This is a genomic window from Micromonospora sp. USAFONa4 (genome assembly GCF_057197825.1).
This window is the reverse complement of sequence record NZ_CM170072.1, coordinates 76,511-99,390: the sequence shown is the minus strand read 5'-3', so window position 1 is coordinate 99,390 and position 22,880 is coordinate 76,511. Positions and strand designations below refer to the sequence as shown.

Below are 22,880 nucleotides of genomic sequence, written 5' to 3'. Positions count from 1 at the left end.
TCCGCCCGCTTACCGGCGGGCGGCCTCGACGCCGTGCGGGGCGACGAAGACCTTGTCGGCCTGGCCGACGGCCTGGGCCTCGAGCGCCTGCGAGACCTTCTCCAGCGGGAAGAACGCCGGCCGCAGCCGGTCCAGACCGAGCGTCGGCAGCATGCCCACGGCGCGGTGGTGGGTGTACGGGTTGATGACCGCCCCCACGATGGTCAGCTCGCGCGCGAAGACCTCGTTGGGGCGTACCCGGGCCTCCTCGTCCGGCCGGGCGACACCGAAGACCAGGATCCGGCCGCCGCGGCTGGCCATGCCGATCGCGGACTCCAGCAGGCGCGCCGAGCCGACGGCGTCGACCACGTACGGGAAGCCCAGGCCGTCGGTCATGTCCCGGGCCGCCGCCTCGCTGGCCGGGTCGGTCGGATCGAGGGCGGCGTCGGCTCCCATCCGCAGCGCGAGGTCGCGGCGGTCCGGGCGGGGGTCCATGACGACGACGGGGGCGAGCCCCCGGGAGCGGGCCAGCGCCACCATCATCGCCCCCGCCGGGCCCGCGCCGTAGACGAGCACGGGCAGGCCGGAGCGGGGCGCGAGCTGGTCCATGCCGTGGATGCAGCACGCGAGCGGCTCGGTGAGGGCGCCGATCCACGGTGGGGTGTCCGGGGGCAGCCGGTAGGCGATCCGTGCCGGCACGACCATGCGCTCGGTCATCCCGCCGTCGAGCCGTACGCCGTAGCCCCGCTTGGCGTCGCAGAGGTGCTCCTGCCCCAGCCGGCAGTACGCGCAGGCGGTGCAGTAGTCGTGGGGCTCGACGGTCACGAGGTCGCCGGGCGCGAGCCGGTCAACGCCGGGGCCGACCTCCCGCACCCGTCCGCAGACCTCGTGGCCCAGCACGACCGGGCGGGCCGCCGGGAAGCTGCCGCCGACGATGTGGCCGTCGGTGCCGCAGACCCCGACGGCCAGGGGCTCGATGGCCACCTCGCCGGGGCCCGGGGCACGCGCGGGCAGCTGCTCGACGCGTACGTCGCCCGGACCGTGGCACCGGACGGCGGCGATCGTGCGGGCTTCAGTAAGCGGCACGGAGCAGCTCCTTGAGTCGGCGGATGTGCGCCCGGGCGGCCTCACCCGCGGCGTCGGGATCACCCGAGCAGAGCGCCTCGAAGATGGCCTGGTGGTCGGCGACGGCCTGGGCCATGCCGCCGGTGAGGCTGGTCGAGCGCATCGCGATCAGGACCCGACTCTGGACGCCGTCGAGCATCCGGGTCAGCACCGGACTCTGCGCGGCCTGCCGGATCTCCCGGTGGAACGCGGCGTCGAGCTCGATGTGGCGGGCGAAGTCGCCGTCCGCCGCGACCTGCCGGTGCTCGGTGAGCAGGGCGAGCAGGCGGCGGCGCAGCGCCGGGCTGTAGCGCTGCGCCGCCAGCCGGGCCACCGCCCACTCCAGAGCCTCGCGAGCCTCGTAGAGGCTGACCAGCTCCTCGCCCTCGATGCGGGCGACGACCGCGCCGCGGTTGAGGGTCTCGCGCGCCAGCTCGTCCTGCACCAGGCGGATCACCGCGTCGCGTACGGGGCTGCGGCTCACCCGGAACTCCTCGGCCAACGCCGGGACGCTCAGCCGGGTGCCGGGCCGCAGCTCGCCGGAGATGATCCGGTCGCGCAGCGTCCGGTAGAGCAGCTCGCCGACCCGCTCACCGGTGTGCGGGTCCGCCTCCTGCACGGGCGCGGACGCGGGCGCCGGCAGCGTCGCGGCGGGGGGCCGGGGCGGGGAAGGTGGCGTCACTGGTGTCCTCACTCGTGCGGCTCGGGCCCGACCGGCACCGCGGCGAGGAACGCGGCGGCGAATCCGCGATAGTTCGCGGCGACCGCCGCCACCGCCTGAGGGCGGGCCAGGTCCCCGGCGAGCAGCCCGCGCAGCGCGTCCCACCAGATGCTACGCCCGATGGCGAAGCCGGTGAATCCGGCGGCGGCGGCGTCGGCGAGCCACCCCTCGACCCGCGCCGCCGGCGCGTTGGCGCCGAGCAGGATGCACTCGCCGCCGGCCCCGGCCGCGATCCGGACCGCGGTGCGGTAGTGCTCCTGCCGGTCGAGGTGCTCCAGCTTCCAGACGTCCACCGGCACCTCGTCGAGCAGCTCGGTCATCGCGCGGTGCACCAGCGCGGGACGCAGTTCCCGCTCGAACCGTCCCAGGTCGCCCCCGACGGCGTCGAGCTGGGCGGGCGTGGGCGGCACGAGCAGCTCGAACAGGAAACGGCCACCGGTGTCGCGGACCGTCGCGGACACCTCGGCCAGCCGGGCGCGCTGGACGCGGTTGCCGTCGACGTCGCCCTCGACGTTGTAGCGGACCAGGACCTTGGGCAGCTCGGGCCCGTGGTGCTCCAGGTGGGACCTGAGGTCGGCCGGCTCGGTCTCGTAGATCTCGCAACCGCCGCGTTCGAGCGGCATGCTCACGGTCACCCCGTTGGCGTGCGCCCGCTCGGCCACACCGGGGCCGAGCGTCGCGTCGACGAGGATGCCGGCGTGCGCGGCGAGCCTCGGCTCGTCGGCGAGCGCCGCGAGGAGACCCTCCACCACCATGTGCTTGCCGTCGGCGATCGCCGCACGCTGGCTCCGCGTGGCGGTACCGGTGTGGCCGTAGAGCGCCTGGGTGAGCCAGGGACGCTGGTCGACCGCGAGGATGAGCAGGTGCTGCGGCTGGTTCATGAGGCGTCCTCCGACACGATGCAGGGTTTGAAGTAGTCGCCGGCGACGAAGCGGGCGAAGGCGTCCGGCAGTTCGGCGAGGGTCACCGGCACCGTCAGCCGGTCCCGCAGCGCGGCGCCGTGGCCGCGCAGCAGGTCCCAGTTCGCCTCGACCTCGCTGGTGGGGAAGTAGAAGGAACGCACCGTGTAGCAGTCGGTGCGCCGCCAGCGGGGCGTCGCGGGCATCGTGTAGGGCTCGTCGGACTCGCCGAGGGCGATCACCGCGCCGCCGGGCGCGACCACCCGCTGCGCGGTCTCCCGGGCCGCCGCGGCGCCACTGACCTCGACCACGAGGTCGTACTGGTTCTCCGCCGCCAGGTCGCCGGCGGCCCGGGCGCCCAGCTCGACGGCCGTGGCCAGGCGACCCTCGTGCGGGTCGAAGGCGTCCACCTCGCCGACGCCGAAGGCGCCCGCCACGGCGACGACCCCGAGGCCCAACGGGCCGGCGCCGATGACCAGCGCCCGGTCGACGCCGTCGGGCTGGGTGCGCTGCCACAGGCGCAGGGCGTGCGCGGCGGTGCCCACGGTGTCCAGACCCAGCACCGCCGTGTCCAGCGGCACGTCGTCGGGCACCGGCAGCAGGCAGCGGGCCGGCACGTCGACGTGCTCGGCGAACCCGCCGTCGCGCTGCCAGCCGATCAGCTCCCGCAGGTGCAGGCACTGGTTGGTGCGGCCGGCGGCGCAGCGCCGGCACGTACCGCAGAAGACCGGGATGTAGACGATGCCGCGGGTCCCGACGGGCACGGTGACGTCCGCGCCGACGTCGACCACGGTGCCGGCGATCTCGTGCCCCGGCACCACGGGCGAGCCCGACCGCAGCAGCCGCTTGTCCGAGCCGCAGAGGGCGCAGACGTCGACGCGTACGCGTACCTGCCCGTTCGCGACCGGGCCGAGCGTGGCCCGTTCGAAGTCGATCCGTCCGTCGCCCAGGAAGCGGGCACGGACACTGGTGGTCGTCACTTGACGGCACCTCCGGTGATTCCACGCACCAGCCACCGCTGCGCGAAGATCGTCAGCAGGAGGGCCGGCGCTGAGATGAGCGTGCTGGCGGCCATCAGACCGCCGAAGTCGTTCGATCCCTGGCCGATGAAGTTGAAGGCGATGACCGTCAGCGGCAGCGTCTGGTCGTTGGCGAGCGCCAGGGCGAACAGGAAGTAGTTCCAGGAGAAGACGAAGCTGAGCGTGAGCGCCACCGAGACGCCGGGCATGGCGAGCGGCAGCACCACCATGCGGAACCGCTGCCAGGTGGAGGCGCCGTCGATGAGCGTCGACTCCTCGATGCTGATCGGGATCTCCTCGAAGAACGGGATCAGCAGCCAGATGCACAGCGGCAGCGTGACGATCAGGTGCGCCACGATGAGCAGGGCGTAGTTGAGCCCCGTGTTCGACGGGGCGTCGATGCGGATGGAGAGCACGAACAGCGGCAGCACGAACAGCACGCCGGGTGCCATCCGGGCGAGCAGCGTCACGAAGCCCAGCGTGTTCAGCTGCCGCCGGACGATCACGTACGCGGCCGGCGCGCCCAGGACCAGGCCGAGCAGGGTGGAGCCGCCGGCCACGATGAAGCTGTTGACGATGTAGCGGCCGAACTCGAACCGCTCGAACAGGTTGGTGAAGTTCTCCAGCGTCAGTGGCGAGGCCACGTCGAACAGGGAGCCGGTGATGTCGACGTTGCGCCGCAGCGACGACCAGAGCATGAACAGCACCGGGCCGAAGAAGACCACGGCGAACAGGACGTACGCGGTGTAGACGCCGACCAGCCGCTTGCCCGCGCTCATTTCGCGGCCCTCCTTCGGACCAGGGTGAAGACGGTGGCGATCAGCACGACGAGCACCAGCAGGGCGATCTGCAGGGCGGCGGCGTAGCTGGGCGCCTGGTTGATGAACGCCTCGTTGTAGCCGTACACGTTGAGGGTGTTCGTCGAGTCGACCGGCCCGCCCTGGGTCATGATGTAGATGGTGTCGAAGAAGCGGACCAGGTCGACGGTGCGCAGCAGCATCGCGACGATGAGCACCGGCCGCAGCAGGGGCAGACCGATGTTCCACGCGGTACGCCAGCCGCTCGCCCCGTCGATGGCCGCCGCCTCGAACGGCTCCTCCGGCAACGACCGGATGCCGGCGGAGATGATCAGCGCCATGAACGGCGTCCACTGCCAGATGTCCACGAGCGCGATGGACCAGGGCGCGATGGACGGGTCACCGAGCCAGACCACGGGGTCGATCCCGATGACGGCCAGCAGCTCGTTGGCCGCCCCCAGCGACGGATCCATGATCAGCAGCCAGAGCAGGCCGACCGCCACCGACGCGGTGATCGCCGGGATGAGCATCATGCCCTGGAAGACGCGCCGACCCGGCACGTCCAGGCTCATCACGTAGCCGAGCGCGAGGCCCAGCACGGTCTCCACGGCGAGGCACACCACGAAGAGGAAGAGCGTGACCTTCAGGGAGTTGTAGAACGCCGGGTTGGCGAACATCTGGGCGTAGTTGTCGAACCCGAGGAAGCCCGTGTTCGTGCCGTCGGACTGCCGGTCGGTCACCGACAACCAGACGGTGTACGCGATCGGCAGCAGGACCAGCAGGGCGGTGACCACGGCGGCCGGCACCACGAAGGGCCAGATCCCCCGGGCGGTCGGATGCACCGTCCTTCTCGGCCGGCGCCCCGCCCCCCGCCCCGCCGTGCTGGCGGGGCGGGGGCCGGTCGGGCGTGTCGTCGTCGTGTCGGTGCTCATCAAGAGGCTCCTACTCGCTGTTCTTCGCCAGCAGCGGGGTGAGGCCGTCCTGGATCTGCTTGGCCGCTTCCTCGGCGCTCGCCCGGCCGAGGATCACGGTGCCGACCGCGTCGCCGATGACCTTGCGCATCTCGGGGGCCGCGACACCCACCGGCCCGACCTCGGTGTCACCGTCGGTCTGCGCCTTCGTCAGCGCCGCGTTCCACTGCTTGAGCGTCTCGGTGTTGAGGGTGGCGGTGTAGGCCGGGTCCTGGCTGACCGAGGTGCGCGGCGGGGCGATGCCGGACTTGGTGAGCTCCAGCTGCGTCTTCGCGCTGGTGGCCCACTGCACGAACTTCCACGCCGCGTCCTTGTTCTTCGAGAACGAGGAGACCGACAGGCCCCAGGACAGCACGGTGGTCTTGGAGCCGGCGGCGCCGGCCGGGAAGTCGAGCACGCCGATCTTGTCCGCGATCTTGGAGGTCTTGGGGTCGACGATGCTGCTGACCTCGTTGCTCGACTCCAGCTCCATGGCGGCGTTGCCGGCGGCGAACAGGGCCGAGGACTGGGTGAAGGTGTTGTTCACGACGCCGGGCGGGCCGTACTCGCGGGCCAGGGTGGCGTAGCGGTCGATCGCCTCGATGGCCTTCGGGTCGTCGAAGTTGGGCGTGCCGTCGGGCTTGGTCCAGCTCACGCCCTGCGAGTGCAGGAACGGGCCGAAGGTGAACGGCAGCGCCGCGGACTGCCCGCGCAACGCGATCGGGGTGACGCTGCCGCCGGACTTCTGCTTGATCGTCTCGGCGGCGGTGGTCAGCTCGTCGAGCGTCTTCGGCGGCGTGACGCCGTACTTGTCGAACAGGTCGGTGCGGTAGTACAGCACCACGCCCTCGACGTTGATCGGCGCGGCGATCAGCTTGTCGTTGACGGTCATGCCGGCCCGTACGGCGGCCGGGAAGTCGTCGACGTCGTAGTCCGCCCCCGCCTTGGCGACGTGGTCGTCCAGCGGCTCGTAGTAGTTGGACTTGGCGAACTGGGGGCCCTCGCGGGAGGGCAGGGTCATGAACACGTCCATCGAGGCACTGCGCGACTGGAGGTTGAGCTGCACCTTGTCGCGCATCTGCTGCTCGGCGAACGTCTGGACCTTCACCGTGACGCCCGACTCCTTCTCGAAGTCGTCGATCAACGGCTCGATCGCCCGCTGCCAGGGGTGGTTCGACATGATCAGGTTGATCTCGTTGGCGGAGCCGGCGGAGTCCGAGCCGCAGCCGGCGGTGAGTCCGCCGACCAGGGCCAGGGCGAGCGCCGCGCTCAGGTACCTGTGCCGCATGTGCCTGCCTTTCGATGGAGGGGTCACTCAGGCGATGAGAGGGGTCAGCCAGTCGTGGAAGTCGCCGAGGTCGGCGGGGTCGGTCGTGCGCCACGGCGCGGGTACCGGTCGGGTGCGGCCGGCCACCTCGGCCAGTGGCACCGGGTCGTACCCGGCGGCGTAGGGGTCGGTGCCGACGCGGTGCAGGCCGACCATGAGCCCGCTGCGCCCGTGCGCGAGCAGCCGCGCGGCGTGCCGTCCGGCCTCGGTCGCCTCCCGGCGGTCGACGTCGCCGGCCAGGGCGCCGGCCGAGCGCTGCACCATGCCGAGGACCTCGCCGCGGGCGGCGACCCCGAGTTCGGCGGTGACCAGCGCGGCGAGCCGGCGGGACACCCCGCCCAGCAGGATCCGGGTGTGGTTGGCCGCCTCGAAGGGCTCGTCGGTCAGCTCGCGGGCGGCGCCCTCGCTGGTCACCACGAACGCGCGGCCGTGCGCGTGCAGGGCGTCGTCGACCTGGCGCAGGAAGTCGGCCCGGTCGAACGGCACCTCCGGCAGCAGGACGAGGTGCGGTGCGTGCGCCGGGTCCTCCCGGTGCCACGTCGCGGCCAGCGCCAGCCAGCCCACCGACCGGCCCAGGGTCTCCACGATGCGTACCGGCTCGATCGACCGCATGGCCGAGTGGTCGCGGGCGAGGTCGGGCACGACCCGGGTCAGGTAGCGCGCGGCGGAGCCGAATCCCGGGCAGTGGTCGACGCCGACCAGGTCGTTGTCGACGGTCTTGGGGATGCCCGCGGTGTACAGCGGCAACCCGGCCTGCTCGGCGCGTTCGGTGAGGGCCCGCAGCAGCGCCATCGTGCCGTTGCCGCCGATCAGCGCGACTCCGTCGACGCGGTGCTCGGCGAGCGTCGCGACCGCCGCGTCGAGGTCGCCGCCGGTGACCGCCCGGCGGCCGGCGCCGAGCCAGGACCCGCCGCGGTGGGTCCAGGCGGGCGGGACGTCGGCGAGGGTGACCGGGGTGAGCCGGCCGTCGACGAGACCGTCGGGGCCCCCGCGCAGGGCGAGGACCTCATGGCCCTCGGCGCCCTCCAGGAAGCCGCGCAGGCTCGCGTTGACGACGGCGGTCGGCGCGCCGGTCTGGCCGATGAGCAGGCGCATGACGCTCAGGCCCCCACCGGGCGGGAGGCGACGCTGAGGTGGGTCTGGAACGCCTCCAGGCCCGGCCGGCCGCCCTCGTAGCCGACGCCCGAGTCACCGAGCCCGCCGAACGGCACCCACGGCGTGTTCGGCGTGCCCGTGTTGATCCCGACGATGCCGGCGCGCAGCCGGTCGGCGACCGCCCGCGCGGCGTCCAGGTCGGTGCCGCACACGTAGCCGGCGAGCCCGTAGCCCGTGGCGTGGTGCACCGCCAACGCCGCGTCGAGATCGTCGTAGACGTGCACCGGCGCGACCGGTCCGAAGATCTCACCGGTCATGGCGAGGCTGTCCACGGGCGCGTCGAGCAGCACCGTCGGGGCGGCATAGTGCCCGGCGGACGGTGCCGGGCCGTGCGGCGCGACGGCACGGGCGCCCCGGGCGACGGCCTCGTCGACCAGAGCGGCCATGCGCGCCGGGTCGCCGGCCGGGGCGAGCGGACCGATGTCGGTGCCGGGGTCCCGGGGATCGCCGACGCGCAGGGCGCGGGTGGCCTCGACGAACGCCTCGACGAACTCCCCGGCCACCTCCCGGGCGACCAGGATCTGGTTGGCCGCGATGCAGGACTGGCCGTTGTTGCGGTACTTGGCGACCATCAGGGTCTGCGCCGCGGCCTGCGGGTCGGCGTCCGGGAGGACGACGAACGGCGCGCAGCCGCCCAACTCCATCACCGTACGCAGGAACCGCGGCGCCGCCTCGGTGGCCACCAGGCGACCGACCCGGGTCGACCCGGTGAACGAGACCGCCCGCACCGCCGGCGCCGCGAGCCACGGGGAGACCACGTCGGCCGGGGTGCCGAGGACGGTGCCGAGCACCCCGTCGGGCAGGTGCCGCTCGCACACCGCGGCGAGCACCATCGACGACAGCGGTGCCAGTTCCGAGGGCTTGAACAGCACCGGGCAGCCGGCGGCGAGCGCGGGTGCGATCTTCCGGGCGGGGATGGAGACCGGGAAGTTCCACGGGGTGAGTACGGCCGCGACCCCGACCGGCCGGGCGGCGACCCGGTGCTCGTGCTGCGGCACCACCGTCAGCCGCTGCTCCTCCTGCCGCTCGACGAGGTCGGCCATGACCCGGAAGTAGGTCACGGTCAGCCCCAGCTCGGCGGTGGACTCGGCGAGCCGCTTGCCGGTCTCCCGGGTGATCAGCCCGGCCCAGTCCGGGCGGGTCGCCAGGGCCTCGATGTCGTCGGCGATGGCCCGCAGGGCCGCGGCGCGCTCCGCCACCGGGGTGGCCGCCCAGGTCGGCAGCGCGGCGGTGGCGGCGGCGAGCGCGCGGGCGGCGTCGGCCGAGCCGCCGGTGCCGACCTCGGCGAAGGCCGTCCCGGTGGACGGGTCGACGACGGGCAGGGTGGGCGCCCCCGTGACGGCGCCCGGGACCGCCCGGCCGCCGATGCGCACCGCGCTCGGGGTTGCCAGGACCTCGTCGACGATCGGGGAATCGGTCACGATAGCTGCTCCTCGTACGGGTCGAGCTGGTCCGGATCGAGGTCGATACCGAGACCGGGGCGGTGGGGCACGGTGACCGTGCCGTGGGCGGTCAGGAACTCGTCGGCGGCCTGCCGCAGCGGGTTGGACCGGACGTCCCACTCGACGAGGGACGTCGCCGGACTGCTGGCGGCCACCTGCACGGTCGCGGCGGTCGCGATCGCGCCGTTGTACAGATGCGGGTTGACGGTCTTGCCGGCGGCCTCGGCGGCCCGGAGCACCGTCAGGTACTCGCTGATCCCACCGACCTTGGTGAGGTCCGGTTGCACGATGGTGACCCCGCTGCCCCGCAGGTACGGGGTGAAGGCCGCGGCGCCGTAGAGGTTCTCGCCGGTGGCCAGGGGCATGCCGGTGCGGGCGCCGAGTTCGTCGAGTTCCTCCGGGCGGTCGCCGGCGAGCGGCTCCTCGACCCAGGCGACACCCAGGTCGGCCAGCGCCGGCAGCATCCGCAGCGCCTCGGGCAACGACCACGCCTGGTTGGCGTCGGCGAAGATCTGCGCGCCGTCGCCGAGGACGCGCCGGGTGGTGCGGACGTTGTCCAGGTCCCGGTCCCGGCCGAAGCCGACCTTGACCTTCACGGCGGTCAGCCCGAGCGCCCCGCAGTGCGCCGCGGTCTCGGCGACCCCGGCGGGGCCGAGGCTGGAGCCGTAGACGGGCAGTTCGGTGCGGGGGTGCGTGGTGAGCAGCGACGCCAGGCTCCGCCCGGCGTGCCGGGCGGCCAGGTCCCACAGCGCGATGTCGACCGCGCTCACCGCCTGGTGGATCGGGCCGGGCGCACCCCACTGGCGGCCCAGCGGACCCAGCTTCGCCATCAGCGCCCGCTGCGCGTCGGCGGGCCCGGCCGGCCGCGTGCCGCGCAGCAGCGGCGCCACGCCCTCCCTGATCGTGGCGACGCGCTCGCGCCAGGCCCACGACGGGTAGTTGGCCCAGCTCTCGCCGACGCCGACCGAACCGTCGGCCAGCTCGACCTCGACCAGCACCATCACCCGGTGGGTCAGGGGGGCGAAGGACATCGCGATCTGCTCGGCGGGCCGGGCGCGGAACACCCGGCACCGCACGTCGGCGACGGGGACGTCGGGCAGCCGCACGGCGCCCACCGGGGCGCCGGCCTTCCCGGCCGGCGGGCCGGCCTGCTCGGCCGCGTCCGGGGCGTGCCGCAGATCTCCGCTGAGTCCCATGAGGCCTCTCTCACATCTGTGAAGAACTGCATGCAGTTCTAGCCGGCGTTCATCAGCCCGTCAAGGGCTGGAAACAAACTGGGTCGTCCCGGTGACCGGCGGTGGCGGGCGAAAAAGGACGACGCGCCCCGCAACGGGACGCGTCGCCGCGCGGCGTTGCTGGTGGGCTGCCTGGACCGCTGGGCCCGCCGGTCCGGCGGCCGGTGGCGGGGGCGGGCCGGGAGGTCAGGCGGTGATGACGCGGATGCCGTTGCGCCGCACAGTCGTCGCGACCGCCTCGGGCAGGGGTGCGTCGACGACCACGGTGTCGATCCGGTCGAGCCCGCAGACCTGCACCGGGGCGGTGGCGGTCAGCTTGCTCGCGTCGACCACCAGGACGATCTCGTCGGCGATCTCCATCAGGGCGTGCTTGGCGCTGAGCTCGATCTCCGAGCGCACGTAGACCCCGCGCTCGTCGACGGCGCCGGCGCCGAGGAAGAGCATCCGGATCCGCAGGCGGCGGGTCAGGTCCAGGGCCGCGAAGCCGACCAGCGCCTGGTTGTCGTGCAGCAGCTCGCCGCCGATCCCGATGACGCGGGCGCGCGGACGCGACAGCATGTGCCCCAGCACCGGCACCGAGTGGGTGACCACGCATCCCTCGAACTCGGCGGGCAGGGCGTGGGCCACCTCTGCGGCGGTGGTCCCGCTGTCGATGCCGATGGTGTCGCCGGGCTGCACCAGGGCGGCGGCGGCCGCCCCGATCGCGAGTTTGGCCTGCGTGTGGGTCTGCGCCCGGGAGGCGAAGCCGGGGCCGGCCACGCCGCCCGGCGGCAGGCTGACCCCGCCGTGCACGAGGGTCACCTCGTGGGACTCGGCGAGCTGGCGCAGGTCGCGGCGCACGGTCATCTGCGAGACGCCGAGCTGGGCGCTGAGTTCCGCCACGGAGAGGAAGCCCGCCCGCCGCAGCGCGGCCATGATCTGCGTGCGGCGCCGGGGGGCGCTCTCGTAACGGGACGTCTGCACGCTCACGCCGGGCCCTCCTGCCGGATGTCACCCCACGGGGCTCGGTGGAGAGTTTAGAGCAACCGAGGGATGTTATTTTTCCACCATCCGATGGTACGTTGCCAACGTCCTTTGGTAATCCTGGGAGGTACCCCATGACCGTCGCCACCGTGTCGCCCACCGTCCTGGCCCGCCCCTCCGGCGGCTACGCCATGCTCGCCGTCGACCAGCGGGAGGCCCTGCGGGCGATGTTCGCCGCCCACCAGAGCCAGCCGGTGACCGACGAGCAGATCACCGAGTTCAAGGTCGCGGCGGCCCGCGCGCTGAGCCCGTACGCCTCGGCGATCCTCGTCGACAAGCAGTTCGGCTGGGACGCCGTCATCGCCCAGGAGGCCGTCGCCGCCGAGTGCGCCCTGATCGCCGCCGCCGACCGCTTCACCGCCAGCCCCACCGAGTTCGTCGCCGACGTCGCCATCGACGACGACGTCGACCCCGCCGCCGTACGCGCCCAGGGCGCCAAGGCGCTCAAGCTGCTCGTGCTCTGGCGCCCCGACGAGGACCCCGCCCCCCGGATCGCCCTGGTGACGGACTTCGTGCGGCGGTGCCGCGACAACGGACTCGTCAGCATCATCGAGCCGGTGTCCCGCGCCCCCCGCCAGGGCGGCGCCTTCGACCACGACGCCGGCATCCTCGCCGCCGCCAGGGAACTCGGCTCGCTCGGTGCCGACCTCTACAAGGCCGAGGTCCCCACCGCCGGGCAGGGCACCCCGGCGGAGATCGTCGCCGGCTGCTCCCGGCTGAGCGAGTCCATCGCCGGTCCCTGGGTGGTGCTGTCGTCGGGCGTACCCGCCGAACTCTTCCCCGACGCCGTCCGCCTCGCCTGCCAGGCCGGGGCGTCGGGCTTCCTGGCGGGCCGGGCGATCTGGGCGTCGGTCGTCGGCAGCCCGACGATGGCCGACGACCTGCGGACCATCTCCGTGGACCGGCTGCGCCGCCTCTGCGACGTGGTTGACGACGCCGTGTCCCGCTGACGGTGGCCCTCCTCGGCGCCGCCCTCGCGGTGGTGGCGGTCGCCCTGGGGGCGGCCATGCAGCGGGTCACCGGGCTCGGCTTCGCGCTGGTCGCGGCGCCGTTCCTGGTCATCATCCTCGGCCCGTTCACCGGTGTCGTGCTGGCGAACCTGCTCTCCGCCGCGATCAACCTCGTCGTGCTGGCCGCGACCTTCCGGGCGCTGCACCGCAGGTTGGCCGTGGAGATGATCGTCGGCGTCGTGGTCGCCGTCCCCCTCGGCGCCTGGGTGGTGGCGTCCCTGCCCGGTCCGCTGCTGCTCATCGGCGTCGGCTCGATCACGGCGATCTCCGTCGCCTGGGTCGCCCGGGGCAACCCGCTGCGCTTCCTGCGCGGCCGGGCCGGGCCGGTACTGTCGGGCTTCACCTCGGGCTTCTTCAACACCACCGCGGGCACCGGGGGGCCGCCCCTGGCCGTCTACGCGGTCAGCACCGAGTGGGGCCAGCGCAGCTTCGTGCCGACCGTGCAGGTCGTCGGCCTGGTCACCAACGTGCTGTCGCTGGCAGCAAAGGGCACGCCGGCGCTGTCCTGGCCCCTGCTGCTGGCCTGCGCCGTGGCGATGACCGTCGGCATCGCCGGAGGTCAGGTCCTGTCCCGCTGGCTGCCAGAGGAGCGGGCCCGAGGGTCGGTCATCGGGCTGGCCTTGATCGGCAGCGTCATCGCCGTCGGAAAGGGAGTGAGCGCCCTGTGGTAGTCGACACGGACGACGGGACCTCCGCGCGGACGCCCGGGCGACGCCGGTGGCCCGGCCGGGTCTTCGACCGGGGCGTCGATCCCGACCCCCGGTTCAGCCTTGCCAACGAGCGCACCTTCCTGGCCTGGATCCGCACGTCGCTGGCGCTCTTCGCGGCCGGGATCGCCCTGGAGGCGCTGGCCCTGCCCATCGCGCCCGGGCTGCGCCGCGCCGCGGCCGTCGTGCTGATCGTGCTCGGCGCCGCGGCCCCGGTGCAGGCGTGGATCGGCTGGCTGCGTACGGAGGCGGCGCTGCGCCTCGGTCGGAGCCTGCCGCCACCGACGCTGGCGCTGCCGCTCGGCCTGGGCCTGGTCCTGGCGGCCGGACTGATCCTGGTCGGCCTCGTCCGGTGAGCCGGTCCGCCGCACCCCGCGACGGGGACCGCCCGGCGTCGGCGGGTCCACCCGGGACACCCCCTCGCCTGGACGGCGACCCCGGCCTGCAACTGGAGCGGACCATGCTGGCCTGGCGGCGCACGGCGGCGGCGTTCCTGGTGGCGGGTGCCGTCGGCGCGCGACTGCTCACCCCGCTGCTCGGCGGCTGGGCCTATCCGGCCGTGGCGGCACCGGCGCTGTGCGTGGGCGCGCTCGCCCTCGCCAGGTGCGTCCCGCCGCACCGCATGACGTCGCCCCCGGTGCCGGCGACCGTCGTGCCGCGGGCCGGCCGGATGGCCGGCGTCGCGGGGCTCACGTGCCTCCTCGGGCTCGCCGCGGCGGCGGCCGTGCTGACCACCGAGACGCCGTCGTCGATCCCGTGAGCGCGGGGCCGGTGACGGCGCGGTCGCGTCTCCGGCACGTTCGGTCGCCGCAACCTCGCCTCGGCGGCGGGGCGGGGGAGCGGTAGGCTGTCCGAAGCGGGTATGCGACGGCCCATCACGCGCCCCGACCACCCGCGTTCCCGCCCGGCCCGCAGCTGCCACCGAAGACGTTGCGCGCCGCCCTGTGAAATCTTGGAGTACGTCTTGGCAGACCTGACGCCGCCCGCCCTGAATCCCTTCGAATCAGAGGGAGACAGGGACACCGACCGCGAACGCGGGCTAGCGGTGGACGTGAGCGCGGCCGCGATGACCCGCATGCGCACCCCGTTCGACTCGGCAGACGGCGACTCCGGCACCGCCGACGAGAGGCGGGCGTCGCGTTCCTGACGCGCCGCTCCGGAGCATTCGAGGGCGACGACCCGGCCTGATCCGCCACGGCCTCGGCGCCCGGCCCTCGGCCGACCGTCCACTCACGGTCCAACCGGTTCGCCAGGTGGGGCCCGACTGGGCAGACTGGGGCGATGCCCGCCGCTGAGTCGCCCGCCCGCCGCCGTCGTACCCAGGCATCCGTCGCGGTGGTCGCCGCGCTCGCCGTGGCGGCCGCGCTCGGCGCCTGGTCGCTGCGGGACCGGGTCGACGGCGGACGCGCGGTGTCGGAGCAGGGCGCCGTGACCCCCTTCGGGGGCGCCCCGGCGGATCGCACCCCCGCCTGCGCCGGCCGACCGACCGAGGCGCCCCGCGAGTTGCGGGGCATGTGGATCACGACGGTCAACAACATCGACTGGCCGAGCCGGCGGGGGCTGTCGGCCGAGGCGGCGCGGGCGGAGTTCCGGGGCTGGCTGGACCTGGCGGTGCGCCACCACCACAACGCGGTCTTCGTGCACGTGCGCCCGAGCGGGGACGCGCTCTGGCCGTCGGCGTACGCGCCGTGGTCGGAGTGGCTGACCGGGCGCCGCGACGGCCGCGATCCGGGCTGGGACCCGATGGAGTTCATGGTCGCCGAGGCGCACGCCCGCAACCTGGAGTTCCACGCCTGGTTCAACCCGTACCGGGGCGGGCAGCCGGCCACGGTGGGCGGGCCGGGCCCGAGGCTGGACCGGCTCGCGCCGACGCACCCGCTGCGGCGGCACCGCGACTGGGTGGTGACCTATCCCAGCGCCGACCGGCCCGGCAGCCGCCTCTACTTCAACCCCGGCATCCCCGAGGCACGCACGTTCGTCGAGGACTCGATGCTGGAGGCGGTCCAGCGGTACGACGTCGACGGGGTGCACTTCGACGACTTCTTCTATCCGTACCCGGAGGCCGGGCAGGACTTCCCGGACGACGCGACGTTCGCCCGCTACGGCCGGGGGTTCGCCGACAAGCACGCCTGGCGCCGGGACAACGTGAACACGCTGGTCCGCGAGATGAGCGAACGGATCAAGGCGATCAAGCCCTGGGTCAAGTTCGGCATCAGCCCGTTCGGCATCTGGCGCAACGAGCGCACCGACCCGGCCGGCTCGGCGACCGCGGGGTTGCAGAGCTACGACGACATCTACGCCGACACCCGACTCTGGGTACGGCGGCAGTGGCTGGACTACGTCGTGCCGCAGCTGTACTGGCACATCGGTTTCGGCAAGGCCGACTACGCCAAGCTGCTGCCGTGGTGGGCGGCCACGGTGCGGGGCACCCGGGTGCAGCTCTACATCGGCCAGGCCGACTACCGGGTGGGCGAGCGCGGCGCCTGGCGCGACCCGGCCGAACTGGACCGCCAGCTCGCCCTCAACCGCCGGCACGGCGCGAGCGGAAGCGTGCACTTCAGCGCCAGGCAGGTACGCGCCGACAAGCTCGGCGCGGTCAGCCGGTACCGCGCGGCCCACTACGCCGGGCCGGCGCTGGTGCCCGCGATGGCACAGCTACCGGCGACGCCGCCGGCCGCCCCCACGGTCACCGACGCGCGGCGGGCGGGCGCCGGCGGGGTGACGCTGACCTGGCGCGGGGACGGCGCCACGAGCTTCGCCGTCTACCGCGTCGACGGCGGCACGGCCCGGCTCGTCGGCACCACCCGGGGCGCAGGCTGGGTCGACCGCACCGCCCCGGCCGGCCGTCCGCTGTCCTACTGCGTCTCCGGCCTGGACCGCAGCGGCAACGAGGGCCGCCTGAGCGCGCCGGTGGCCGTCGCGGCGCCGTAGGAGGGGGGTTGCCGGAACGTCCGGTGGCGCCGGTTACCCTGCGGCGGTGGTGGTCGGCGAGGACGGGGAGCGGCTGGCGGCGTCGCTGGCCGACCGGCTCGACGCGGTCACCTTCACCGACCTGACCACGGACCAGGTCACCGCCCGGCTGATCGACGCGGTGGTCGGCTGGGCGGGGGAGCGTGGCTGGCGGGTCTACCGGCGGGCGTCCAGCGTGTTGCCGCTGCCGCCGCCGATGTCCGCGCAGCAGTCGGTGCTCGACGTGGCCTGCGCCCGCCCGCACGGGCCGCCGGTCGTCGTCGAGGTCGATCACGGTACGCGCCGCCGCACCTGGGAGAAGCTGCTCGCCGAGGCCGACGCGGGGCGCATCCCGCTCTGGGTGCGCTGGGGCGCCGGCCGGTTCACCGCGCCGCCCGCCCCGATCCTGATGGTGGCCTGCGAGGTGAGCGGGCGGCCGGATCCGACCGGCCGGGGCCGGCTGCACAGTCGTTCGCCGCGGGCCGACAAGCTGCCGCCGGCGCATTCGGCCGTGCGGGTCGCGACAGTGGACGCCGTCGAGCTGCCGCTGCCGCCGCCCGGGTCGCCCGGCCCCGGGGCCTGAGCCGCTCGGCGACGGCCGCCGCCCGCCTCGCGAGGGACCGCCCCGGCGCGTGGGTGCCGGCGGGCGGTCGACGGCGCGACGCCCGGCAGGGGCACCACAGAGTGGCCGAGCCGTGCCAGACTGCGATCATGGACGAGACGCCGAGCTTCCTCCGTCCCTTCGTGCTGACGCCGACGGCACGTCAGCCCGAGCGGGAGGCGAACCTCGACTGGTACGTGCCGGCCGGCGCCGGCCCGCACCCCGCCGTGGTCCTCGTCCACGGTGGACCGCTGCCACCCGACCTGCCATCGGGTCCCCGCGACTGGCCGGTCTTCCGCGGCTACGGCTGCCTTCTCGCCGACCTCGGTCTCCTGGCCGTCACCGTCGCGCACCGGATGGGCGTCGTCGCCGGTCCGCAGGGCCCCGTCACCGACTGCGCGACGGCCGCCCTCGACGTCGCCTCGGCCGTGGAGCGGGTCCGCGCCGACCCGCGCGTCGACGGCGGGCGGATCGCCCTCTGGTTCTTCTCCGGCGGGGGACTGCTGAGCACGGACTGGCTGCGGAACCGGCCTTCCTGGCTGCGGGCGGTGGCGCTGACGTACCCGCTCCTCGCGCCGCTGCCGGGTTGGGGCGTCGACCCGCGCTTCGCGCCGGGCGCGGCGATCGGCGAGCCGGCTGGGCCCGTACCGCCGCTGCTGCTCACCCGGGTCGGCCGGGAACGGGAGGAGATCGCCGGGACGGTCGCGGCGTTCCTCGACGCGGCGGGCGACGCCGGCGCACGGGTGGAGGTGATCGACGTACCGGGCGGGCAGCACGGGTTCGACATGCTGGACCACACCGACGAGTCCCGGCGGGCGGTAGAGCAGGCAGCCGACTGGATCTCGCAGCGCCTGGCCCCGTGACCGGCTCCCCGTCCCGCCCCTGACCGGCGACGCTCAGCGGCGCGACGGCGGGCCGGGCGACCGAGAGAAGCCCGCGATTGCACGTCAGCATGGCGACCAGCGCCGGTAGGCCCGGCCGGCCGAACGAGGACTTCGTCGGCGCGGTCCCCGGCGCCGCCGTGCTGCTGGACGGCGCCGGCATCCCGGGCACGGAGTCGATCTGCTCCCACGGTGTCGCCTGGTACACGCACCGTCTCGGCGGCGCGCTGCTCGGCTGGCTGTCGCGCGACGACGGGCGGGACCTCACGGCGATCCTCGCCAGCGCGATCGACGAGACAGCCGCCGACCACCGCGCCACCTGCGACCTCACGGACCCCGGCAGCCCGCAGGCGACCGTGGTGATCGTCCGCGCTCACCGGGGTCGCCTGGACCATCTCCTGCTCGCGGACTCCTTCCTCCTCCTCGACCAGGTCCGCGGTGGCCCGCAGGTCCGCACCGACGAGCGCGAGGTCACCGCCAGGCGGGTCTGCTCGGCACCTCTGGACGGCGTCCCCAGGGGAACCCGGGAGTACGACCGCATTCGGGACTCCTGCGTGGCGGCGCTGCGGGCCCGCCGGAACCAGCCGGGCGGCTACTGGATCGCCAAGGACGATCCGCGCGCGGCGGAGGAGGCGGTGACCGGCAGCCGGCCCCTCGACGACCTCAACGGTGTCGCGCTGCTCAGCAACGGCGCCAGCCGCATCGTCAGCCCGTACGGCCTGACCGGCTGGTCCGGCGTGGCGGACCTGCTCGGCGCGCACGGACCGGCCGAGATCATCCGCCGCGTCCGGCAGGCCGAGGCCCGTGCCCGCGGCGGCCCCGATGCGCCGGTCCCGGACGACGCCACGGTCGCGCACTGCACCCACCTCGGGTAGGGGCCGGCGCCCGGATCGAGCTGGGTGCGGGTACTCAGCGTCGACCGGTGCGACAGCTCAGGCGTCCTCGGTCGGCGGCGCCGAGGATTCTGACATGGCCGAGACGCTGCATCGATACGCTGATCCGTCCCTTCTCACGGCACCACGTCTGACGGCCGGCGAGCGCTGGCGACGGGCACGTCTGACGATCTCCGGTCGGTTGCTCGGGGCGGCGGTGCGGCTCGCCGGCAGCCATCCCGCCTCGTGGCGGTGGTCGGCCCGGCGGCACCACCGGGCACTGGACCTGCTCGCGGCGGCGAACGCGCGCGCCGGTTGCGCGCTCGCCGCGCTGGACGTCCCGGCGTACCGCGCCTTCCTGCGCGCCCGGCCGGCCGGGGCCCGCCGCCGGCTGCGGGACTTCCCGGAGACCGACAAGGTGAGCTACGTCGTCCCCTTCGACGCCGCCCGGCGCTGCCGGGGCGGCCACCTGCCGGCCCGGGGCGTGGTGGTCGACGAGTCGGCCGGCTCGTCGGGCCGGCCCTTCAACTGGCCCCGGGGCGAGCGCGAGCTGCGCGCGGTGCACCGCGACATCGTCGGCTACACCAGCCTGGTCTTCCCGATGCGTCGCCCGTTCGTCATCAACGCCTACTCGATGGGCGCGTGGGCGACCGGGACGACGACCGGCGCCGCGATGGCCCGGATCGCGGTGGTCAAGAACACCGGCCCGGACCTCGGCAAGATCGTCGACACGCTGCGCGAGTTCGGCCCGGACTTCGACTACCTGGTGACCGCGTACCCGCCGTTCCTCAAGCACCTGCGCGACCGGCTCGACGCCGAGGGCTTCGACTGGTCGCGCCACCGCATCTTCGCCAGCTGCGGGGGAGAGGCGATGACGGAGGCGCTGCGCGCCTACCTGGAGGAGCGGTTCCTGCGGGTCCGGTCGGCGTACGGCGCCTCGGACCTCACCATCGGCATCGGCGCGGAGACCCGGTTCACCGTGTGGCTGCGGCGACGCCTGCGTGACGACCCCGAGCTGCGGGCGGCACTGCTCGGCGCCGACGAGCAGCGGTTGCCCATGGCGTTCCAGTACAACCCGCTGGCCACCTACCTGGAGACCAACGAGCGCCGGGAACTGCTCTGCACGATCACCGGTCCCGACGTCCTGCAACCACGGCTGCGGTACAACGTCGGCGACGAGGCACTGCTCGTCGGGTACCGACGGATCCTCGACCTGGTCCGCGGCGACCCGCGGCGCTGGGCCGACTGCCGCCCGGCGCTGGCCAGCGAGCGGATGACCCTGCCGGTGCTGCTGCTGTTCGGCCGGCGCGACTCGACGGTGTCGTACCTGGGCGCCAACCTCTATCCCCAGGACGTGGAGTACGGCCTCTACGCCGACAACCCGTACGCGGCCGAGATCAGCCGGTTCTGCCTGTCGCTGGCCGAGGACGCCGCGCTGGAGACCCGGCCCGTGGTCCACCTGGAACTGCGCCGCCCGCTGTCCGGGTCGGACCGCGAGGCTCTCGCCGCCGCCTGCCGCAGCGGGGTACGCCGGCACCTGGCGGCCGTCTCCCGCGACTTCGCGCAGTCGCTGACCGAGGACCCGACCGCCGGTGATCTCCGCATCGAACTGCACGAACCGGGCGCCGGCCCGTTCACCGGACAGCAGAAGATCAAGAACGTCTACCTGAAGGGCTGAGCGATGCGTACCCGTGACTTCTCCCGCGCCCCCGCGCGGGCCCAGGCCGGCGCCATGTTCTTCGGCGCCACGCGCTACCGGGGGCCGCTGGCGATCCTGCGGCTCTTCCCGGCCTGGCGCCGGATGGTCCGCGACATGCGCCGCATGTCCGGATACCGCTGGCACCGGGTGTACTGGGAGTTCCCGTTCACCCTCGGCACCGTCGCGTTCTTCACCGACCGCGAGGCACTGATGCGCTTCGCCCGCTCCCGCCACCACCGCAAGCTGATGGTCTGGCTCACCGACGGCGACCGCAACGCCACCGCGGGCTTCATCCGGCTCTTCACCGCCGAACCCGACGGCTACTCCAACGGCCTGTGGCGGGCCGAGTCCACCGAGCTGGGGCACATCGAGACGTTCACGCCGCTGGGCTCGGAGACGGTGGGACCGGCGGTGCGGCGATGACCGCCCCGGGCAGCCTTGAGCGGGTCGTCGACCGGCGCGGCCTGCGCGAGTTCCTGGCGCTCACCGACCGGGTGTACGCCGGCGAGCCGCGCTTCGTGCCGCCGACGCGCCAGCAGGTGCGGCGGTGGTGGCGCGACGGCGTGCCGATGTACGTGCTGCGCGACGACGGAACCGGTGCGGTCGTCGGGCGCACCACCCTGCACACCGACGCCGCCCTCGACGCCAAGCTCGGCCGCCGGTGTCAGCTCTTCGGGCTCACCGAGTTCACCGAGGCGGCGGCGCGACCGCTGTTCGAGGCGATCGTCGCCGCCGCCCGCGCCGCCGGCGACCGGGACGCGCTCTTCGGGCCGGTGGCGTTGCTGCCCAACCAGGCGGGCGGCGTCATCACCTCCGGCTACGCCGACCGGGGCTTCATCGACAGCGCCTGGAACCCGCCCCGGTACGTGACCGCCTACGAGACGTACGGGTTCCGCCGGCGGTTCCAGTCGGACACCTGGATCTGCCCGGTCCCCGCCGGCGCCGACGCCCCGCCCGGCACCGACGAGCCCGGCACCGACCCCGACGGCGCGGAGCTGCGGGTGCACCGGGGCGACGTCCGGCGCCTCGCCGAGCAGCTCGAGCTGCTGCGCGGGATGCTCAACGCGTCCTTCGCCCAGCTCGGCTACTACACCGAGATCTCCGCCGCGCAGCTGCGCCGGCAGACCGACGGGCTCGCGTACCTGCTGGACGAGTCGCTGCTGCTCTACCTGACCAGGGCGGGGCAACCGGTGGCGTTCGTGCTCTGCGTGCCGGACATCAGCGAGTTCGTCGTCCGGGTCCGGGGCGACCTCAACCTGTTCCACCAGCTCCGGCTGCTGGCGGTCCGCCGCCGGTACCGGCGGGAGGCGGTGCTGATCGTCAAGGGCGTGCTGCCCGAGTACCAGGGGCGCGGATACCAGCGGCTGCTCTCCGGCGCGCTGGGCCGCAACCTGCACGCTGGCGGGTACACCACGCTGCGCAGCACCTACGTCGGCCGGGACAACCCGGCCTCGGCCGCGCAGTACCGGGCGTCGGGCGGCCGGCCGCTGCACGGGTACACCTTCTACGAGAAGGCGCTGTAGACATGGACCTGGCGGCGTTCCGCGCCCTGGCGCCGCTCTGCTGGCGGGCGCCGAGCGCGCACAACACCCAGCCGTGGCGCCTCGACCATCAGCCCGATGCGGTCCGGGTCGGCTGGGAGCCGGCGCACACCCTGCCGGCGGCCGATCCGTCCGGCCGGGACCTGCGGCTGTCCCTGGGCGCCTTCGTCGAGACCTGCCTGGTCGTCGCCGCCGACGCCGGGCTCCGGCTGCGCTTCGTCGCCGACCACTGTGCGGCCGACCGTCGGGCGGGCTGGCTGCGGGCGTCCCCGCACCGCTACGACACCCCGTTCGACGCGGCGCAGGTGCTCACCCGTCGCACCCACCGGGGCCGGTTCTCAGCCGGCCCGGACGCCGAGGTGCTGGCCGCCGCCGACGCCGTCGCGCGGGCGTCGGGCGGGACCGTCCGGGCCGTACCGGACGCCGGCCGGCTGGCCCGCCTGCTGAGGGCCGCCGACCGGCAGACGTACGCGGATCCCAGCGTGGTCGCCGAGCTGCGGTCGTGGCTGCGGCTCACGCCGGCGCACCCGGACTACCACGCCGACGGGCTCACCGACCGGTGCCTGGGCCTGTCCGGGCACGAGGCGACCGCGTTGCGGGCGGCGCTGACGGCGTACCCGGTCCTGCGCCCGCTGGGCCTGCCCCGGGTCCTCGCGGCGGCGTCCGGCAACCCGCTCGCACGCGGTGGCGCCGTGATCGTCCTGATCGGACCGGCCGGGGCGGACGACGCGACACATGTCGAATTCGGTCGGGTGGTCGCGCGCGTCTGGCTGACCCTGCACGCTGCCGGGCTGGCGGCGCACCCGCTGAGCCAGCTCATCGACACGGCCGCGACCCGAGACGCCCTCGGCTCGCTGCTGGGCGTGGCGCCGGAGCGCCTGCTGCACGTGGCCCGGGTCGGCCGGCCGGTGGGCCCGGCGGCACCCTCGGCGCGCCGGCTCGGCGGCTCCGGGCAGGGTTTGCGTTGAC

The 22,880-nt window shown here is 74.3% G+C and carries 23 protein-coding genes; 12 read left to right on the top strand and 11 right to left on the bottom strand.

The window, feature by feature from the left end; all coding sequences use genetic code 11:
• Positions 1-9 precede the first annotated feature (9 nt).
• From AC0OO9_RS00370 to AC0OO9_RS00320, 11 genes are all read right to left on the bottom strand, one after another.
• A complete protein-coding gene (locus tag AC0OO9_RS00370; protein ID WP_484514629.1) occupies positions 10-1,065 on the bottom strand; it encodes an alcohol dehydrogenase catalytic domain-containing protein in 1,056 nt (351 codons plus the stop codon).
• The gene (locus tag AC0OO9_RS00365; RefSeq protein ID WP_484514627.1) at positions 1,052-1,765 is read right to left on the bottom strand and encodes a GntR family transcriptional regulator; all 714 of its coding nucleotides are present in this window, start codon (positions 1,763-1,765) and stop codon (positions 1,052-1,054) included. The genes AC0OO9_RS00370 and AC0OO9_RS00365 overlap by 14 nt, the downstream gene beginning before the upstream one ends.
• Positions 1,766-1,773: 8 nt before the next feature.
• Positions 1,774-2,685: a 2-deoxy-5-keto-D-gluconate 6-phosphate aldolase domain-containing protein gene (locus AC0OO9_RS00360; protein WP_484514626.1), complete on the bottom strand. Its 912-nt coding sequence runs from the start codon at positions 2,683-2,685 to the stop codon at positions 1,774-1,776.
• Positions 2,682-3,683: an alcohol dehydrogenase catalytic domain-containing protein gene (locus AC0OO9_RS00355; RefSeq protein ID WP_192581239.1), complete on the bottom strand. Its 1,002-nt coding sequence runs from the start codon at positions 3,681-3,683 to the stop codon at positions 2,682-2,684. The genes AC0OO9_RS00360 and AC0OO9_RS00355 overlap by 4 nt, the downstream gene beginning before the upstream one ends.
• Entirely contained in the window at positions 3,680-4,501 is an 822-nt protein-coding gene (locus AC0OO9_RS00350) for a carbohydrate ABC transporter permease (RefSeq protein WP_132239812.1), read from the bottom strand. The genes AC0OO9_RS00355 and AC0OO9_RS00350 overlap by 4 nt, the downstream gene beginning before the upstream one ends.
• A complete protein-coding gene (locus tag AC0OO9_RS00345; RefSeq protein WP_484514624.1) occupies positions 4,498-5,451 on the bottom strand; it encodes a carbohydrate ABC transporter permease in 954 nt (317 codons plus the stop codon). Before AC0OO9_RS00345 ends, AC0OO9_RS00350 begins: the two co-directional genes overlap by 4 nt.
• A 10-nt stretch (positions 5,452-5,461) precedes the next feature.
• A complete protein-coding gene (locus tag AC0OO9_RS00340) occupies positions 5,462-6,757 on the bottom strand; it encodes an ABC transporter substrate-binding protein (RefSeq protein WP_484514622.1) in 1,296 nt (431 codons plus the stop codon).
• Between the two features lie 27 nt (positions 6,758-6,784).
• A complete protein-coding gene (locus AC0OO9_RS00335) occupies positions 6,785-7,891 on the bottom strand; it encodes a 6-phosphofructokinase (protein ID WP_484514621.1) in 1,107 nt (368 codons plus the stop codon).
• Positions 7,892-7,896: 5 nt separating this feature from the next.
• Positions 7,897-9,372, bottom strand: a complete 1,476-nt coding sequence (locus tag AC0OO9_RS00330; protein ID WP_484514620.1) for an aldehyde dehydrogenase family protein — start codon at positions 9,370-9,372, stop codon at positions 7,897-7,899.
• Positions 9,369-10,589, bottom strand: a complete 1,221-nt coding sequence (locus tag AC0OO9_RS00325; RefSeq protein ID WP_484514618.1) for a mandelate racemase/muconate lactonizing enzyme family protein — start codon at positions 10,587-10,589, stop codon at positions 9,369-9,371. Before AC0OO9_RS00325 ends, AC0OO9_RS00330 begins: the two co-directional genes overlap by 4 nt.
• Before the next feature lie 225 nt (positions 10,590-10,814).
• Complete coding sequence (locus AC0OO9_RS00320) at positions 10,815-11,597, bottom strand: DeoR/GlpR family DNA-binding transcription regulator (protein WP_311411066.1); 783 nt, start codon at positions 11,595-11,597, stop codon at positions 10,815-10,817.
• Positions 11,598-11,725: 128 nt separating this feature from the next.
• Between AC0OO9_RS00320 and AC0OO9_RS00315 the strand changes: the two genes are divergently transcribed.
• From AC0OO9_RS00315 to AC0OO9_RS00260, 12 genes are all read left to right on the top strand, one after another.
• Positions 11,726-12,601, top strand: coding sequence for a hypothetical protein (locus AC0OO9_RS00315; protein WP_484514616.1), 876 nt, complete (start codon positions 11,726-11,728; stop codon positions 12,599-12,601).
• A 2-nt stretch (positions 12,602-12,603) separates the two neighbouring features.
• Positions 12,604-13,332, top strand: coding sequence for a TSUP family transporter (locus tag AC0OO9_RS00310; RefSeq protein WP_484514614.1), 729 nt, complete (start codon positions 12,604-12,606; stop codon positions 13,330-13,332).
• The gene (locus tag AC0OO9_RS00305) at positions 13,326-13,724 is read left to right on the top strand and encodes a YidH family protein (protein ID WP_484514613.1); all 399 of its coding nucleotides are present in this window, start codon (positions 13,326-13,328) and stop codon (positions 13,722-13,724) included. Before AC0OO9_RS00310 ends, AC0OO9_RS00305 begins: the two co-directional genes overlap by 7 nt.
• Positions 13,721-14,128, top strand: coding sequence for a DUF202 domain-containing protein (locus AC0OO9_RS00300; RefSeq protein ID WP_484514611.1), 408 nt, complete (start codon positions 13,721-13,723; stop codon positions 14,126-14,128). Before AC0OO9_RS00305 ends, AC0OO9_RS00300 begins: the two co-directional genes overlap by 4 nt.
• A gap of 521 nt (positions 14,129-14,649) precedes the next feature.
• Positions 14,650-16,299 (top strand): glycoside hydrolase family 10-like protein, encoded by a 1,650-nt coding sequence (locus AC0OO9_RS00295; protein ID WP_484514609.1) that lies wholly within the window; start codon positions 14,650-14,652, stop codon positions 16,297-16,299.
• Between the two features lie 46 nt (positions 16,300-16,345).
• Complete coding sequence (locus AC0OO9_RS00290; protein WP_132239824.1) at positions 16,346-16,900, top strand: hypothetical protein; 555 nt, start codon at positions 16,346-16,348, stop codon at positions 16,898-16,900.
• Between the two features lie 128 nt (positions 16,901-17,028).
• Positions 17,029-17,781 (top strand): alpha/beta hydrolase, encoded by a 753-nt coding sequence (locus AC0OO9_RS00285; protein WP_484514607.1) that lies wholly within the window; start codon positions 17,029-17,031, stop codon positions 17,779-17,781.
• A gap of 89 nt (positions 17,782-17,870) precedes the next feature.
• Positions 17,871-18,674, top strand: a complete 804-nt coding sequence (locus tag AC0OO9_RS00280) for a hypothetical protein (RefSeq protein WP_484514605.1) — start codon at positions 17,871-17,873, stop codon at positions 18,672-18,674.
• Positions 18,675-18,768: 94 nt separating this feature from the next.
• Positions 18,769-20,349: a phenylacetate--CoA ligase family protein gene (locus AC0OO9_RS00275; protein ID WP_484514603.1), complete on the top strand. Its 1,581-nt coding sequence runs from the start codon at positions 18,769-18,771 to the stop codon at positions 20,347-20,349.
• Between the two features lie 3 nt (positions 20,350-20,352).
• Positions 20,353-20,793, top strand: coding sequence for a DUF4188 domain-containing protein (locus tag AC0OO9_RS00270; RefSeq protein ID WP_132239827.1), 441 nt, complete (start codon positions 20,353-20,355; stop codon positions 20,791-20,793).
• Positions 20,790-21,893: a GNAT family N-acetyltransferase gene (locus tag AC0OO9_RS00265; RefSeq protein ID WP_484514600.1), complete on the top strand. Its 1,104-nt coding sequence runs from the start codon at positions 20,790-20,792 to the stop codon at positions 21,891-21,893. Before AC0OO9_RS00270 ends, AC0OO9_RS00265 begins: the two co-directional genes overlap by 4 nt.
• Positions 21,894-21,895: 2 nt before the next feature.
• Complete coding sequence (locus AC0OO9_RS00260; RefSeq protein WP_484514598.1) at positions 21,896-22,879, top strand: nitroreductase family protein; 984 nt, start codon at positions 21,896-21,898, stop codon at positions 22,877-22,879.
• Position 22,880 lies beyond the last annotated feature (1 nt).